Source organism: Caloramator sp. Dgby_cultured_2 (assembly GCF_028872215.1).
Lineage (GTDB): Bacteria > Bacillota > Clostridia > Clostridiales > Caloramatoraceae > Caloramator > Caloramator australicus.
Genome location: NZ_CP118396.1, coordinates 2,035,197 through 2,051,029 on the forward strand (window position 1 = coordinate 2,035,197; position 15,833 = coordinate 2,051,029).

The 15,833-nt window shown below is 34.7% G+C and carries 13 protein-coding genes, 6 pseudogenes and 1 other annotated feature; of the genes and pseudogenes, 1 reads left to right on the forward strand and 18 read right to left on the reverse strand.

From position 1 onward, the window contains the following. Positions 1-209: 209 nt before the first annotated feature. The 15 genes and pseudogenes from PWK10_RS14065 to PWK10_RS14130 form a co-directional block, all read right to left on the reverse strand. Positions 210-545 (reverse strand): RNA polymerase sigma factor, encoded by a 336-nt coding sequence (locus PWK10_RS14065; protein WP_274766469.1) that lies wholly within the window; start codon positions 543-545, stop codon positions 210-212. Between the two features lie 489 nt (positions 546-1,034). Continuing rightward, entirely contained in the window at positions 1,035-3,644 is a 2,610-nt protein-coding gene (locus tag PWK10_RS14070; protein ID WP_274766470.1) for an Ig-like domain-containing protein, read from the reverse strand. Between the two features lie 454 nt (positions 3,645-4,098). Next, positions 4,099-4,287 carry a ferredoxin gene (locus PWK10_RS14075; RefSeq protein WP_008909750.1) on the reverse strand — a complete coding sequence of 63 codons (189 nt, stop codon included), beginning with the start codon at positions 4,285-4,287 and terminating at the stop codon, positions 4,099-4,101. Positions 4,288-4,353: 66 nt separating this feature from the next. After that, positions 4,354-4,605, reverse strand: coding sequence for a hypothetical protein (locus tag PWK10_RS14080; RefSeq protein ID WP_274766471.1), 252 nt, complete (start codon positions 4,603-4,605; stop codon positions 4,354-4,356). A 311-nt stretch (positions 4,606-4,916) separates the two neighbouring features. Then, positions 4,917-5,102, reverse strand: coding sequence for a hypothetical protein (locus PWK10_RS14085; protein WP_274766472.1), 186 nt, complete (start codon positions 5,100-5,102; stop codon positions 4,917-4,919). Positions 5,103-5,187: 85 nt separating this feature from the next. Beyond that, positions 5,188-5,876 (reverse strand): annotated as a pseudogene (gene lgt, locus PWK10_RS14090) (prolipoprotein diacylglyceryl transferase). Positions 5,877-6,523: 647 nt separating this feature from the next. Further along, on the reverse strand, positions 6,524-7,423 hold the full coding sequence (locus PWK10_RS14100; RefSeq protein WP_274766474.1) for a hypothetical protein: 900 nt from the start codon (positions 7,421-7,423) through the stop codon (positions 6,524-6,526). Positions 7,424-7,503: 80 nt separating this feature from the next. Continuing rightward, positions 7,504-7,674, reverse strand: a complete 171-nt coding sequence (locus PWK10_RS20065) for a hypothetical protein (protein ID WP_446715259.1) — start codon at positions 7,672-7,674, stop codon at positions 7,504-7,506. A 41-nt stretch (positions 7,675-7,715) separates the two neighbouring features. Continuing rightward, a pseudogene (rsmA, locus tag PWK10_RS14105) lies at positions 7,716-8,351 on the reverse strand (16S rRNA (adenine(1518)-N(6)/adenine(1519)-N(6))-dimethyltransferase RsmA). A 12-nt stretch (positions 8,352-8,363) separates the two neighbouring features. After that, a pseudogene (rnmV, locus tag PWK10_RS20070) lies at positions 8,364-8,887 on the reverse strand (ribonuclease M5). Positions 8,888-9,084: 197 nt separating this feature from the next. Further along, the gene (locus tag PWK10_RS14115; protein WP_274766476.1) at positions 9,085-9,390 is read right to left on the reverse strand and encodes a 3D domain-containing protein; all 306 of its coding nucleotides are present in this window, start codon (positions 9,388-9,390) and stop codon (positions 9,085-9,087) included. A gap of 82 nt (positions 9,391-9,472) precedes the next feature. Next, complete coding sequence (locus PWK10_RS20075; RefSeq protein ID WP_446715260.1) at positions 9,473-9,607, reverse strand: G5 domain-containing protein; 135 nt, start codon at positions 9,605-9,607, stop codon at positions 9,473-9,475. Next, positions 9,601-9,825: a ubiquitin-like domain-containing protein gene (locus PWK10_RS14120; RefSeq protein WP_274768296.1), complete on the reverse strand. Its 225-nt coding sequence runs from the start codon at positions 9,823-9,825 to the stop codon at positions 9,601-9,603. The genes PWK10_RS20075 and PWK10_RS14120 overlap by 7 nt, the downstream gene beginning before the upstream one ends. Before the next feature lie 72 nt (positions 9,826-9,897). Next, positions 9,898-9,996, reverse strand: a pseudogene (locus PWK10_RS14125) (ubiquitin-like domain-containing protein); the annotation flags it as partial. A 375-nt stretch (positions 9,997-10,371) separates the two neighbouring features. Further along, positions 10,372-11,122, reverse strand: a pseudogene (locus tag PWK10_RS14130) (TatD family hydrolase). Positions 11,123-11,360: 238 nt separating this feature from the next. Here PWK10_RS14130 and PWK10_RS14135 point away from each other — a divergent pair. Next, positions 11,361-11,645 carry a hypothetical protein gene (locus tag PWK10_RS14135; RefSeq protein WP_274766477.1) on the forward strand — a complete coding sequence of 95 codons (285 nt, stop codon included), beginning with the start codon at positions 11,361-11,363 and terminating at the stop codon, positions 11,643-11,645. A gap of 20 nt (positions 11,646-11,665) precedes the next feature. Here PWK10_RS14135 and metG read toward each other — a convergent pair. The 3 genes and pseudogenes from metG to PWK10_RS14150 all read right to left on the reverse strand — a co-directional run bounded on the left by metG (position 11,666) and on the right by PWK10_RS14150 (position 15,832). Then, positions 11,666-13,587, reverse strand: a pseudogene (gene metG, locus PWK10_RS14140) (methionine--tRNA ligase). An 83-nt stretch (positions 13,588-13,670) separates the two neighbouring features. After that, positions 13,671-13,892, reverse strand: a binding site (T-box leader). A gap of 159 nt (positions 13,893-14,051) precedes the next feature. After that, complete coding sequence (locus PWK10_RS14145; protein WP_274766478.1) at positions 14,052-15,059, reverse strand: DUF5305 family protein; 1,008 nt, start codon at positions 15,057-15,059, stop codon at positions 14,052-14,054. Positions 15,060-15,145: 86 nt separating this feature from the next. Further along, the gene (locus tag PWK10_RS14150; protein WP_274766479.1) at positions 15,146-15,832 is read right to left on the reverse strand and encodes a SipW-dependent-type signal peptide-containing protein; all 687 of its coding nucleotides are present in this window, start codon (positions 15,830-15,832) and stop codon (positions 15,146-15,148) included. Between the last annotated feature and the right edge of the window lies 1 nt (position 15,833).

Here is a 15,833-nt window from a genome sequence, read left to right on the forward strand (position 1 = left end):
AAATGGTAACAATTATGTTAATTTCTATTAATATCCATAATTACCTTTATGAATAATAATATTCTAAACTAACAAAAAATAAAGCATAACTTATCGCAAAATTTTCCAATAAGAAACTAAAAAATTTTATTTCAATGTAAAAATTTATTGAATTTTTTTAAGCCTTGTTAAATTCCCTTTTAGTTTTTCAATTGCCCTATCTTTAAGCCTTACAACAGACATGTAATGGCACCTTCTGTTATTTGCAATTTCCACCATAGATTTTCCATAAAAAAATGCTCTAAAATAACCTCTCTTTGCTTAGGGCTTAAATTATTTATAGCGTTGTATAATCTTTTTATATCTTCCCTTTTTATCCTTTCATTTTCTATGTCAACCTCGCTTGGAATTATTTCATAAAGATCTTCTCCATCTTCAGTTAGATCTTCATCTAAGCTAATATGCTCTTTTATTTTCCTTGCATATTCCCTTATAGAATTTAAAACTGCCCTTTTTACATAAGCCTCAAAGGGGACATTAGAATTTACATCGTAATTTTTATGCACTTTAATATGGTAATCCTTCCCTCCTGCATTGCATCATCAAAATCCGACGAATTTTTCATATACAAACTGCAGCACTTTTTCAAAAGTGGCTCAAAACTTTTAAAATTTTTTCCTTTACAGCCCCATCATATCTTGCTTTTATCACTAAATCCTTCATTCTATCCCCTCCCTTGCACTTTATTTTACGGGAGGATATAAAAAAATTAAAAGCGGGAAAATTGCATCACTGCAGCTTTTCCGCTTTAAAATTGATGAAAAATGATTTTTTGAGTATAAAAATGTTTTTCGGTGGAGAAGTAGAAACAATACAAGATTCTCTAAAATCAACCTTAGCTTGGCCTTTTTGTCATCCCCAATTTTAAAAATTTTTCTTACCTTAAACTTAATAACGCAAAAATCCCTAAAAATTAGCAAGGGCGGGCATCCTAAAATTTGCCCGCCCCAACTATTGACATAGAGCATAAAAGAAGGGCAAAAGCCCTTCTTTTATTATCTTGCTACATTAAGTTCAACGTTTACAAGTGGGTTAGCATTAGTATCTGCTAATGTTGAACCTACATACTTAACCTTTACAACCGCAGTCTGGCTAACAGCATTTGCAAGATTGATGTTGATCTTATTGTTGTTTACTGTTACGCTGCTTACAGTAACCTTTGTTCCATCTACATATACTTCAAAATCTGCAACTGCTGGAGTTCCAGTTAAGTTTTCACTAGCTGTAATTACTATTAAGTTAGGATCAGCAAGTAATGCTGAAGCTAGTTGTGGTCTTACATTTTCTTTTATAGTAACTTCTTCTGTCTTAGTAGTTACATTACCTGCAACATCTGCAAGTGAATAAGTGAATTGTCTTGGTGCTGTTAATGTGATTGATTCGTATGGTAATTCTACTCTTACAGTCTTCTTGTTGAGGTAGAAGTAAACCTTTGTTCCTTCTGGCATTGCATTACCATCAAGCTTAAAGTTTGCAACTGTTGGTAATGTTAAATCTTCGTTGCTTGTAATTTCAAACAATCTTTCACCAACTTTAGTAAATGTTAATGTAGGTGCAGTTGTATCCTTAACTGTTGTTGTAGCTGGGCCAACTTGGATTGTTGCTGTAAATGCAACATTCTTGTTTTCTTGCGCAGATAAGTCTTTTACTGCATTAGCTGCAAACTTAACTGTATAAGTTCCTATCTTTAATGTTCCATCATCATTTAACCACTTAGTTGGAGCAACCTTGATTGCTACAAGATCTCCCGTAGTCTTTCCATCTTTATCAAGTAAGTTTGCTTGTGTTAATGATATAGTTTCTGGATCATATACTATACCATCATTTGCAGTATATTCAACTATAACAGCATTTGCTCCAGTTGCAACATCTATCTTTTCGCTTAATACAACTATTAAGAACTTTCTATCTTCTGAAAGCTTGATTTCTTTGAATGCTGGAGCAACTTTATCCTTTTCAACGTATAGTCTATATACAATTGATGCATCTCCTGCATTTCCTACAAGGTCTGCATAACCAGCGTTTACTTGAACGTTAACATATCTGTAGTCATAACCACCAAGTAAGTTTTGTTCTGCTGTTTCATATATAAACTTTTCAGCATCTGCTTCTGTTGTTAAGTCAAATGAGCCTATTGTATTACCTGCTAAATCCTTAACCACTACTACGCCAAACTTGCCATTAGCATCAGGCTTTAGTCTTTCACTCATTGTAACTCTAATCTTTGTATTATTGTTAGCACCTGAAACTTGTTCAACATTAACAACTGTTGGCTTTACGTTGTCAACAGGGATTGTTATAGTAGCTACTGTTGGGTTTGGAGCTATCCAATTGCCCTTAATATCCTTTGCTCCAAATACCTTTACGTCATATGCCTTTCCAGCTTCAAATGAAGCATCGAGCGTAGCTGTTGCCTTCTTATATGAAGAATCTAATGTGAAATTAACTTGTGTTGTTCCAACATAAACTGTTCCAACAGTTGACATTGGTTCGCTAAATGTGATTGTTACTTTTCTTAAAGCATCAACTGTAGCTGTAGCTGTTGGAGCAGTTGTATCAGCTGCTATAAATGCAGTTGTGAACTTATCCATCGTCTTGTCAAGAGCTACGTTCTTAATTCCGCTTATTTCAACTGCAACTGAACTTCCGTTTGTAAATGCAGCTGCTGTTAATCTAACAGCCTTGCTATCTATCTTTTCAACCTTTGTTGGTGCATTACCGTTAACTTTGTAGTTTGCAGTATTTAATGCACTTGCAGCCCAATTTGTATTAGTATTGTCATCAATCATGCACACGTCTTGATTAAATACTACTAATATTTCCATTAAGTTATCTGACTTAACTTCCTTAACTGCAACAGGAAGTAACTTAATTTCTTCTTCATCAACCTTTTTCTTTTGGTCAGCTATTCTCTTTTCTAAAGCTGCCTTCTTGTCAGCATCAGTAACCTTTGCAACTGCATCAGCTGCTTTCTTTTCAAGGTCTCTTGCAGCCTTTACTTCATCAAGAGTTGTAAGCTTTGCAGCTTCATATGCTGCTACGGCATCTTCTGCAGCCTTTAATGTAGCTGCTACATCTTCGAATCCCTTCTTTGCAGCATCAAGCTTTGCCTTCTTGTCGTTGATTCTGTTCATTAGAGCCATTCTAACTGTTCTGTCAGCTATATCTTGAACCTTATCTACTGCTTCTGCATAAAGCGCTTCTGCTGCAGCGATTTCTTCTTGAGTTGTAAGAGCTGCAAGTTCAAATGCTTCAACAGCATCTGCAGCTGCTATTTGAGCCTTAACTTGTGCTGTTACAGCAACGATTTCTTGGCTTAATTCCATAAGCTGCTTTGAAATAGCTGCCTTTTGCTTTACGTTTGTAATTCTGCTCATGTGGATCTTAAGTGATCTGTAGTAGCTTTGTAAAAGCTTAAGATCCTCTTCGCTTTGTGATTGCTTAGTAATTGTTAATTGTGGTTTTAAATATTTGTTGATGTTTGTGAGTGCGATTTGGTAGTAGTCTACCTTCTTAGTAGCCGCACTCGCTGGTGCTAAGCCCATTGAGCCAACTGTTACGAGAACTGCAAGGGCTAAGCTTAGCATCTTCTTGGCTTTTGCCATATTTTCTCCTCCTCTCGAGAATTAAAATTTTATATATGATGAATAAAATCATCGACTAAGTTAAATTTTCCTTTATTGGATTTAAGTGTGACTATTTAATATAATATACCAAAAAGTAAAAATTTTCAAGGATAAAATTTACATCACACTTAATAATATATTCTACCCTTCCTTAAAAATTCCTGCTAAAATTAGGTAAATTTTTCAATCATTTTTTCTGTTTTTCAATTCATTCACTAATATTGACTTTGTTTTCTATGGAAAAGTTCCGTTCGATTAGAAAAAAATTTTATATTTTTATATCATTTCCTTTTGACCATATCTTAATCAGCTTTCATTTATATAGACTCTTTTTTATAAAAGAGTTCCAAATTTCAATGCAAAACTTTCCAACAAATAACGACAAAAAAGACATTTAAAAGCATAAAAAAATTGCTCGGCCTTTGCCGAGCAATTATTCAACCTCTATTGCGTTTACTGGACAGGAGCCTTCTGCCTCCTTTGCTGCATCCTCGCTGCCTGCTGGAACTGGATTTGCTATAACATGGGCCTTTCCGTCATCCTTCATTTCAAATACATCTGGTGCAATGGATGGGCAAAGACCGCAGCCTATACAGGTGTCTTGATCTACTTTTGCCTTCATACAAAAACCTCCTTTTTAGTTTTCTAAGGATTAGTTTTGCCCTTGAAGGCAATTTTATACCTTGCTTTATTTATATGCTATAAAAAATTCCCACTTTCCGTTATAATTTCCTTCGATAACATAAGCTGTTTTTAATCCTTTAGGATCTGTTACGGCTATTTCTGCCTCCACCCTGTTTCCTGAATATTTTTTGGTGTTTATTGCTATCAAATAATCATATTCCTTTGCCTGCTGAAGAAGAACTATGTTTATACCATTTCTATTGATTCCTTCAAATATGTTTTTTATATCCATTGATGTCAAATACTTTAAAGTCATAATCTCCTTTTTAAGGTCGATGGCAACGGTTATGTCCCTTTTGCCTATTTTGTCTAGGATAAGGTTTATAACTGAAACGTAGTAATCTGGAACGTTTTGGTTTCTGTTGGTTTTTAAAAGGCGTTTTATAAATTCATCTTCAATTGATGTAGAAATGTTAAAAAGCTTTCCCTCTTCATCATAGAGATTTGCAGTATTCTCGTCGTTAATCTTTGCGATGTATTTAAAGGTTGCTATCCTTTTGTTTTCAGAGTAAAAGTCGAATATAAAGTCGGGCTCTAAGTTTGAGTCCCTTTGGACTTCCTTTGCCCTTAAAACTTTATTTTTAAACCTTGTAATTGCTTTTTGTCTATTATAGTGTATCTTCCTGCATATCTTGTGTTGGTTACTACTATCCTTTCTATATCCTGATTTAAAAATTTATCCTTTAAAGCAGGATTTACCCTAGTGCAGGAGGTTAAAAAGAACAAGGATAAAATTAATAAAAATTTTTTCAACATATCACCTCCTAAGAGGCCCTTAAGTTTCTTTTTATCTTATCAAGATTTAAAAATATAATGGCAATTACAAAGGTTATTATGCTTATAAACTGGGAAGTTGAAAGGGGCCTACATTACCTCTAAAGTCACCCCTGAAAAATTCTATGATGAATCTTCCTATGCTGTATAAAAGGATATAAAGTCCTGCAACCTTTCCGTCGCTTCTTTCTTTTTTAGAGTAATTAAGAAGGATAAGAAAAATTATAAGGTTTCCAAGGCTTGATATTTCCTGTGTTGGAATTAGCTTAACTCCGTTTGGTGCAAAGGGCGACTCTTTAAAGATTACGCCAAAGGGAGAGTCCGTTGGCCTTCCGTAGCAGCAACCGGCAAAATGGCAACCTTGTCTTCCTATGCTCTGGGCAAGGGCTATCGAAGGCGCTGCAAGGTCAAACATCTTTAGAAAGTTTAAACCCTTCTTTTTGCAATATATATATCCCGCTAAAACCCCTCCAATTAGTGCACCGTATACCACAAAACCTGAGGTTAGCATATATATGATTGATTTTGGATTTTTAAAAACTGTTGGGGCTTCGGCTATTATATAAAGAAGCTTTGCACCAAGGATACCTCCTATTACTCCATAAAAGGCAAGGTCGTAAATTATGTTTTTATCATATCCTTTTTTTCTGCCCTATAGGCGGTTAAAAGGATTGCCGAGATTATTGCAACTGCCATTAAAAAGCCGTAGGTGTAAATTGTAATTGGTCCTATTTTAAAAAGTATTGGATGCATAAAAATCCCCCTTAGTAATAGATTCTTTCAATAATTGCAGCTATAATAAGGATGGTTATGGAATAGAGGACTATAAAAATTCCCTCCAAAAGCCTTCACCTTTAAACTCCTCAATTGACTCAAGCTCTGCCCTTTCGGCATAGGGGTTATAAAAAATGTTATGAAATCCAAATAAAGGATTTTTTCTCCTATACATTGCAATTTTAGGATCCTCGTCCCGTTTAAAAAGCTGCGGGATTGAAAAATAGAAGCAAAAATCCCAACAGCGTAAAGGGATATATATATGGATTTTAAAGGATTCATGCCTTTTATAAGGGAAAAAATTAAAGCCAAAAGCGAAACAATAGCCGACGTTATAAGGCTATAAAGTAAACTTTCCTTTATCCCCTTTAAAATGTATTTTTTCATACTTCACCTCCAGTGCCTGCCACTTGACATTTTGACTTTTTGACATTTCCACAAAATTCCTTAAGGTCAACATTTTATTATACTTAATTATTATACCCTAATTCATCTGATAAGTTAAGTAACAAATAAAAAAGCACGATATATTGCCAATGCAATACATCGTGCTTTATATTACGGAACCATTACCATTCCAGTCCATGGGTTGTAGATCATAATCCACATTCCCTTGCCATCGATTTCTATCCATTTTTTAAATCCTGTTGCCCCAAAGAAGGGCTGATCTTTTTGTTGTTTTCTCCTACAATTCCGTAAATTACGTATTCAATCTCACCTTCATCGTCATATTTTAATCCAAAGTAATAATAGCCCGTCCTTCTCATCCACATAAAGTAGTTAATATATGGATAAGCAAATATTAGATGATAAATAATGCAGTAGTAGGGCATTAACTTAGGTTCGAAATCCGGCCTTTCAAGGGGCACCTTCCACCATCTTGTATTCTTAAACTCGGTGTTGAGTTTAACCTCCTCAAGATCCTTTAATATTCTATGGAATACCTTTGCAAAGGCACCCTCCTTAATCTCCCTTGTGTTTTCTATTTCCTCAACTTTTTCTTCCTTCTCGCCTTCCTTTATCTTTTCAATTTCATTTTTGATCTTCTCTTCATATTCAATAAACTTTTTAGCCTCCTCATCAAGCTCCTCTTCCTTATCCTCCTGCCTTACAGGATTTTTAAGTTTTTCCTTCCACTCAATTCTCTCCTTGCCAATCTGTCCTGATAAGGGGTATTGATCCTCCGTCATAACGCAGGCAACGTTGAACCTGTCGATGTGGATGCCTGTGTCGGCAATGTCATCCTCCCTGTATTCCCACCAAACTTCCCCTCTTCCTGTTTCATCCACATTTATTTCTCCAAGCTTTGCAATGGCAGGGGGATTTTTAGTAGCATCGATAAGGCAGGCTGTGTATGGGCCCTTTTCTTGTAAAAGATTTTGAACATAAAAGGTAATCTTTGCCCTTCCGTTTTTATTTTCAATCTTTGCATAGCCCGTCGGTGGCCTGTCGATGGCAATCCCAAATCCCCTATCATCCTCTTGGAAGATTATAAAATATCTTGAATATGACCTTTTATTAGTCACCCTTTCCCCTCCCAAAAATTCATCAATATATTATATGCAAAAGGGTGACTTTAATTTACTTAATATAAGGTGCCTGGCACTTAAATTTTAGATTTTAGTTTTAAAAGGGTATTTGAAAGATTTGCAAATTCTTCAATGCTTAATGTCTCTCCCCTTCTTTTTGGATCTATATTTGACTCTTCAAGGGCCTTTAAAAGGATATCCTCATTTGCAATGGATTTAAGTGAATTTGAAAGGGTTTTTCTTCTCATGTTAAAGGCGCTTTTTATTATGTTAAAAAATAAATCTTCATCTAAAATATCAACCCTTTTTGATCCCTAATATCAAGCCTTATAACCATAGACTCCACCCTTGGAGGTGGGACAAAGCAATTGGGGGATACTTTACAAATCTTTTTATATCGCAGTGGTATTGGCAAAGGAGGGATAATGTGCCGTATTCGTCGGTGTTTGGCTTTGCAAGGATCTTATCTGCAACTTCCTTTTGAATCATAATAATCATTGAGCTAATTTTAACCCTCTCGTTTAAGAGCTTTGCAATTATTGGCGTTGTAACATAATAAGGAAGGTTTGCAACAACCTTTACGTTTTCTAAGTTTTCCTCTTTAATTATTTTATTAAAATCAACCTTTAGGGCATCGGCGTGGATTATCTTTATGTTGTCAAAATTGCCTAATGTTTCTTCAAGGATTGGAATTAGATTTTTATCTATTTCAACTGCAACAACTTTTTGCATCTTTTTGCCATTTCCTGAGTCAATGTTCCAATCCCAGGTCCTATTTCTATTACGTTGAGTTTTCATCAAGCTCAGCAGCATCGATAATCTTTTTTAATATATTCTCATCTATCAAAAAGTTTTGCCCAAGGTTTTTGTTGAATTTAAACTCAAAATATTTAACTATGTCCATGGTTTTACTCTTTAGTCCCATCTAATTTCACCTCTATTTTTTTAATGCCTTCTCAAACTCCTCTCTTGTTATGCCGTATCTATTTAGCCTTTTTAAAAAAGTTTTGGCGTTGCAGTAGCCTATTCCAAGCTCCCTTCCTAAAGGTCCCTTAAAAGGGATGATTTTTCATAACCTGTGAGTTTGTTTTTATAAAGATCCTCATAGGTAAACTCGATTCTATCTTCAAAGTATTCTGTTTTAACCTTTGAAAGGGCCTCCCTTATCGCATCAACCGATGCGTTTTCTATTCCAATATCTCCATCCTTTTCAGCAAATTCCCTTGGCAAGAATGCATGTTTTGCCTTTGGAAAAAGTTTTGTTAGTTTTTCCCTTATTTTTCACCTGAAAAGTCCGGGTCTGTAAATATTATTATTCCCCTTTTTCATAGGCACTTTTTATATCCTCAATTATTTTTTTATTTAGCCCAAAGCCGCTGGTTACGATGCAATCGGCATCAACGGCCCTTTTACGGCAAGAAGATCACCCTTGCCCTCTACTATTATTACCTCCTTAATCATCCTTGTCCTCCTTAAATTTATATTGCAAATTTAGTATAAGAAAAAATTTCATATTTTAAAAGTGTTTTATATAAATTTGGATAAAGTCTTAAAGTGCTGAATATAGAAAGATTTTAATGAAGAACAAAGGGGATGTGGTTTGTTTAAAAATGGAAATGTCAAAAAGTCAAAATGTCAAGTGCCTGGCACTTGACATTTTACCTTAAAATATAGACGTCAACGTATCTTGTTGACCAGTTTCTAAATTCCTTTGTCCCGGGCTCAAAATAAAGATCGATTATATTTCCCCTTATTCCTCCGCCAACGTCTTCAGCTATAGCAAAGCCGTAGCCTTCGATGTAGAGCCTTGTTCCAAGGGGGATAACATCAGGGTCTACAGCAACTGTTGAAAATCCGTTTGGATTTCTCCTTGCTATTGTTCCTGTTGCTGTTCTTCCAAAGCCTGGGTCTCCCGGACGCTTTCCGGTGCATTCATAGCTTGAGGTGTAGCTTGTTGCCTTCATCCTTAATTTTTTAACATAGGCAACAGGTTCACTACCTCTTGAAGGAACAAAAAGCCTAACGTTCCAACTTGAATTATCTTATCTATCGGCCTTCTTTTATGGCCTCTCCAACCTTCTTGGTTGATACTATCTTCCCATCCTCTATAACAACCTTTGTGGTTATCTCGAGGATACCATCCATCCCATTTTGGATGACCTTGCTTGTTCCCTTTAGCATATCGTGGTTAGGCTTTTTACCACCTTATAAGGGATAATTTTAGATGAAATAATGGTTTTTTCTTCAACTCTTGTTATTTTAACTTCCATATTAGGTTTTACCAATGAGTTTAATGTTGGCAAAACCTTGTCCTTTTCATTTAAAATTATCCCTTCGTTTTGAAGTAACCTTTCTACTGTCTCCTCTGCCGATTTTACTTTAAGCTCCTTCCCATCCACCTTGATGGTTACAGGAACAGCTCTTTTTATCGATATTGCTAATCCGTCTTTTACTTTGGAGTCTATATCAGGGTATATTTTGTCCTTTTCTCCTATGTAGATTCCAGTCTCCTTAAGCAAAGCCCCAACTGTCTTAGCATTTGATGTAACTGTTTTTACTTTTCCATCATAAAGGACAGTTACCTTCTTTTAGCCATGGTGGTGAAGGTAAAATAAGCAATTAACAGAACCACAGCTAAAATTATCGCCCGGGCTTTAAGTTTCATCCCTTTCATTAACTTACCTCCTTTCATGGGGCATGGGACTTTAAAAATTATAATCAAATCGACAGAATTTGTCAAATTTTGAATTTTTTATGAATAAAATATGAATAAGTCCGTTTCTTTCCCCATCCATGAAAAGAGGTTTAATTAATTTTATACTATAATTAAATCATTTGCAAGGAAAATATTGGATAAAATTATTTTAACATTTATTTCCATTTATGTCCATATCCTTTTATTAATTATTCCCATCCTAAGAAAATATATTCAAAGGTTTATATTATTATATGCACACTATTTTAAAAAGTTCCGATGCGTTTTTAGATGTTGCTTTATTTACCTCATCAAATGTCTTTCCCTTTATTTCGGCTATCTTTTCTATTATGTATTTTAAATAGGATGAATCGTTCCTCTCGCCTCTATGGGGGTGTGGTGCCATGTATGGGCAGTCGGTTTCAACAAGCAAATACTCAAGGGAATTTCCCTTACTACTTCAACTGCCTTTTTGCATTTTTAAACGTCACAACACCTGTAAATCCAAGGTAAAAACCGAGCTTTATAAATTCCCTTGCAAACTCTAAACTTCCTGAATAGCAGTGTAAAACTCCTCTTATTCCTTTAAATTCCTTTAAAACCCTCAATGTGTCATCGTGGGCCTCTCTATTATGGATTACAACTGGAAGATTAAGTTGCCTTGCAAGGTCGAGCTGCTCTTTAAAGGCCTTCATTTGCAAATTTCTATCGTAATCCCAATAATAGTCAAGGCCAATCTCTCCTATTGCAACAATCTTTCCCTCCTTAGTAAGGTCACCAATAAGGTTTATATTTAGATCCTTTGAAAACTCAGGATGAACCCCAACAGCACCGTAGAAAAAATCGTATTTTTTAGTAAGCTCAATCGTAGTATAGCAGGATTCTATGCTGGATGCACAGTTTAAAACCCTTTTTACTCCTTCATTTTTTATTTTTTCTATAACCTCATCCCTATCTAAATCAAAGGCTCTATCATCATAATGAGCGTGAGAATCGAACATAATAACACCTCCAGTGCCTGCCACTTGACTTTTTGACTTTTTGACATTTTCAAATTTTACCATATATTTGAGTGATCCAAAAGTAATATAAATTATACCATTATTTTACCCAAAAAGCACAGATATCACTTTACACGTATAATTATACGTATTATAATAATAGTGAGGGGGAATATTATGAAGGCTTTTTCATCAAGAGAAATCATCAAAATACTTCAAGATGATGGGTGGTTTTTATTTGAGGTTCGTGGGGATCACCATCAATTATGGGATGGAAAAGGATAATGATCCTATTCCTGAGCCTACATCATTAAACAAAATAAAAATCCAAAAGAATCAATCTATAATGTTAATAGAAGCATGGATGCCCCTCGTTAGAAGTGAAATGGAAAATAGAGCAGTTAAAAAGACGTTGACAATTCCAAAATGGCTAAATGATATTGCAGAACAGAAAAAAGTGAACTTTTCACAAATCCTTCAAAAGGCATTAAAGGAGGAGCTGGGTATTAAAGAAAAATTTTAAGGAGCCTTAAATGGCTCCCTTTATTTTACCTGACTTCCTGTTTCAATATCATCATCAACAGTTGCAAGGACTAATTTTTCCTTATCCTCTGTTGATGCTGCAAGTATCATTCCAAAGGATTCTACTCCCCTTAGCTTAACAGGTTTTAAATTTGCAACCAAAATTACCTTCTTTCCAACAAGCTTTTCAGGCTCATAATATTTTGCAATACCTGAAACTATCTGTCTTTCCTCGCCGCCTAAATCAACCTTAAGCTTTAGTAGCTTATCTGCACCCTTTATCCTTTCAGCCTCTAAAACCTTTACAACCCTTAAATCGATCTTGTCAAAATCTTCAATTGTAATCTCACTCTTTATTGGAACCATTTTCTTTTCCTCCTTTTGTCCATAGAGCTTTTCAAGCTCCTCAAGCTTCTTTTCAACGTCAATCCTTGGGAATAATAATTCTCCCTCTTTACCGAAACTCTTTCTAAATTCCCAAACTCTAATATGCTGTCCCAGGTTACAACCTTGCCTTCAAAGTTAAACTGCTCGTTTATCTTTCTTGAAGTATCCGGCATGAAGGATGATATTAAAACAGAAATTATCCTTATAGCCTCAGTTAAATTATATAAAACTCCCTTTAGCCTTTCCTTATTTGCATCGTCCTTTGCTAAAACCCAAGGCATAGTCTCGTCTATATATTTGTTTGCCCTTCTTACAAGACGCCAGATCTCATCAAGGGCTTCTGATACCCTAAGGCTATCCATTAAGTTTTCAACATTTTTAGGCACCTCAAGGGCAGTATTTTTAAGGTCCTCGTCAAATTCCCTTCAAATATTCCCTTTTCTATTGTGCCGTTGAAATACTTTTCGATCATAGTAAGGGTTCTTGAAACAAGATTTCCAAGGTCGTTGGCAAGATCTGAGTTTATTCTTTTTATGAACATCTCGCTATTGTAGTTTCCATCGTGTTCAAAGGATATTTCCTTTAAAAGATAATATCTTACGGCATCAACACCAAAGTGCTCAGTTAAAACAACAGGGTCTATAACATTTCCCTTTGACTTTGACATCTTGCCGCCATCAACAAGGAGCCATCCATGGCCATAAACCGTCTTTGGAAGAGGAATGTCAAGGGCCATGAGCATGATAGGCCAAATTATAGTATGGAATCTTACTATGTCCTTTCCAACAAGATGAACATCCGCCGGCCAGAACTTTTTGTAAAGACTATCATCGTCACTTCCATATCCAAGGGCTGTTATATAGTTTGAAAGGGCGTCTATCCAAACATAAACAACATGTTTTTCGTCAAAGCTAACTGGAATTCCCCAGGTAAAGGATGTTCTTGAAACACAAAGATCCTCAAGACCAGGTTTTATGAAGTTATTTATCATCTCGTTCTTTCTTTTTCAGGAAGTATAAAATCTGGATGCTCTTCTATGTATTTAAGAAGCTTATCTTGATACTTTGAAAGCTTAAAAAGTATGCCTCCTCCTTGGTCCACTCAACTTCCCTTCCGCAGTCGGGACATTTTCCATCAACAAGCTGTGTTTCTGTAAAGAAGGATTCACAGGGTGTGCAATACCATCCTTCGTAGTAGCCCTTGTAGATATCTCCCTTTTCATAGAGCTTTTTGAAAATATCCTGAACCGCCTTGATATGGTAATCATCGGTGGTTCTTATAAACTTATCGTAGGAGATATTCATTGTCTTCCATAATTCTTTAATTGAAACTACTATGTTATCAACATATTCCTTAGGAGTTACTCCCTTTTTCTCTGCAATCCTTTGAATCTTTTGACCATGCTCGTCGGTTCCTGTTAGGAAAAACACATCGTATCCGGTTAATCTTTTAAACCTTGCAAGGGCATCCGCAAGAACTGTTGTGTAGGTATTTCCAATATGTAGCCTGTCACTTGGATAATAAATTGGCGTTGTTATGTAATATTTTTCCTTCATAAATAACCTCCTTTCGAAATTGGCTGCCACTTGACTTTTTGACATTTTGACATTTCCAAATTTAACTAAAAACACCCCGCCCGTTTAGGGGCGAGGTGCCGCGTTACCACTCTAATTCACCTAAGCCTCGCGACTTAGGCCTTGTAAGGTCAGTGACCTTAAGATAACGGATAAACCGTGTATGCCTACTAAACTTCAGCATACAAGCTCCAGAGCCATCTTCACACGCTTTACATTACCGGCTCCCACCTACCCCGGCTCTCTTTAAATGCTACACGTGCTACTCTTTCCTTCACAGCTTTATTAATATTATGCTATTTATTCACAAGTTTATACAAAATACTAAACGTTGTCAACAGCTTACTAAACTGTTTTTTCTTTTGTTTTGGTTTGCTTAACTTTAACCTTTCTACTATTTTCCTTTTCCTCGTTTTTTACATAATCCTTAAGAACAAAAACATACATCACTTTATCATCGGATACAAAAATTCGTTAATTTTTTTAGTTTCTTTATGGAATTTATACATAATAGGCCTTTCAATTTCATCAGCAATTTTAGTTAAATCCTCTATTGTTTTAACCTTTATTATACTTTGACTGCTTTGGACATCTCCTTCAACTGCCACAATTCTATTTCCATGATTTTTTAGTATTTTGTTTACTGCCTTCGTATGTGCATCTTTTTCAACACCTTCTGTTAATATTAAAAGAAGAATTATCATGATTGTAGAAAATGCAATTGATATTTGTAAAAGAAGCTTGTATTTTTTATTAAATTCAATCCTTATAGTCTGTTCCCTTGTTATATCCCCCTTTTGCTCTTCAGGGATATTCTTTGCTATTTCAAAATAATTCGTGGCTAGAGGTATTATAATGGATGGCGACATTTTTGATTCAATAGGTTGTCCTTCAGCTGCTGTTCTTAAGTTAACATTCATATAGACAACTACTCTTGTTGGAACGGCAACTTTTGTAGTTTCATAAACCTTTGCAACAAGGGCATTAAAATTATCTATGTTAATGCTAATATTCTTTTCAACTTTATAAAAATTTGATTCTACTTGAAATTTTTCAGTAGGCAATAAAACATAATTTTTATTCCATACTATTTTTGTTTTTTCATTTTCAGCAACATATCCTTCAACTGATGCAATAACGTTGTATTCACCTTGAATTTTTGTTTTGCTACTCCCTTCAAAATTATATACAAACTTAGCAAGAATATTGTCAACTATCTCTCCAATATATACCTTTCCTTCATCCATAATTTTTGCACCATAAATTATATTAGGCTTTAGAGCTACTTTATACTGTGCATCTGATGTTGCTTTATAGTTATATATAGTTACCTTTTCTTTTTTGTTATAGGTTTTTTGTTCTATAGAATAAATATGACGATGAAGATAATAAAAGAGCTGAAAAAAAGCAATACCTACAATCCTTATTATTTTATTAATCTTTAACTTTTTCATACTCAACCACCCCTTTTTATTCCTATGTATATAATTCTATATTTGTTATAAAATTCCTGCAAAAGAAAAAGCCAGCAAAAACTGGCTTATTGTGCATTCCATTGTTTGAATTTTATCACCAAATCAAATGATAGCTTTGAGTCTTCATATCTTGTTACGTCACTCGGCATTTCTACAAAATATCCTGCTTTCAAACTATCTCCACTGCCATTTGTTAGTATCAAATAATCGCCAGGTTCTAATATTAGCGGCTTTTTAAGGCCATCCCAATTAGATAATTTATCTTTAAATTTTTCAACTAAATGGTTAACATTTCTTATATTATTAGATATATCATAAGATTTTATTTCTGACCCATTCTTATTATATTTCGTCAGTTTAACCATATATATTAACACGTTATCTTTATTAAGATTATTTGGATCATATAAATTTTCTATATATGCAGAGTCAAAAACAGCCGGTATAGTCCCTTTATTTTCTATCCTATAAGTAAATCCTGCTCCTGCACCTGGATATAAATTTGTTAAATTTACCTTTAATATATGGTCGTTTTGTGCATCCAATGTTGCCGTTATACTATTATATTCTTCTTCATCTATTTTATCATCATCCGTCCATGTGTTTCCACTCATTGGAATGAATGCTATATTAAAATCTCCAGTTTGAACAGTATTGCTAAAAGTAATACTCTCCGTCCAATATGCATAAGCAATACCTAAAAAGATAACAAATGATAAAATTAAAGCAATTAATTTTTTTGATGTTCTCATA

What these genes read in the sequence shown, in the direction of transcription:
- PWK10_RS14070 (WP_274766470.1), bottom strand. Translation starts at nt 3,644, where the DNA reads ATGGCAAAAGCCAAGAAGATGCTAAGCTTAGCCCTTGCAGTTCTCGTA.
- PWK10_RS14075 (WP_008909750.1), bottom strand. Translation starts at nt 4,287, where the DNA reads ATGAAGGCAAAAGTAGATCAAGACACCTGTATAGGCTGCGGTCTTTGC.
- PWK10_RS14080 (WP_274766471.1), bottom strand. Translation starts at nt 4,605, where the DNA reads ATGACTTTAAAGTATTTGACATCAATGGATATAAAAAACATATTTGAA.
- PWK10_RS20065 (WP_446715259.1), bottom strand. Translation starts at nt 7,674, where the DNA reads ATGAGAAGAAAAACCCTTTCAAATTCACTTAAATCCATTGCAAATGAG.
- PWK10_RS14115 (WP_274766476.1), bottom strand. Translation starts at nt 9,390, where the DNA reads ATGAAGGCAACAAGCTACACCTCAAGCTATGAATGCACCGGAAAGCGT.
- PWK10_RS20075 (WP_446715260.1), bottom strand. Translation starts at nt 9,607, where the DNA reads ATGCTAAAGGGAACAAGCAAGGTCATCCAAAATGGGATGGATGGTATC.
- PWK10_RS14145 (WP_274766478.1), bottom strand. Translation starts at nt 15,059, where the DNA reads ATGAAAAAGTTAAAGATTAATAAAATAATAAGGATTGTAGGTATTGCT.
- PWK10_RS14150 (WP_274766479.1), bottom strand. Translation starts at nt 15,832, where the DNA reads ATGAGAACATCAAAAAAATTAATTGCTTTAATTTTATCATTTGTTATC.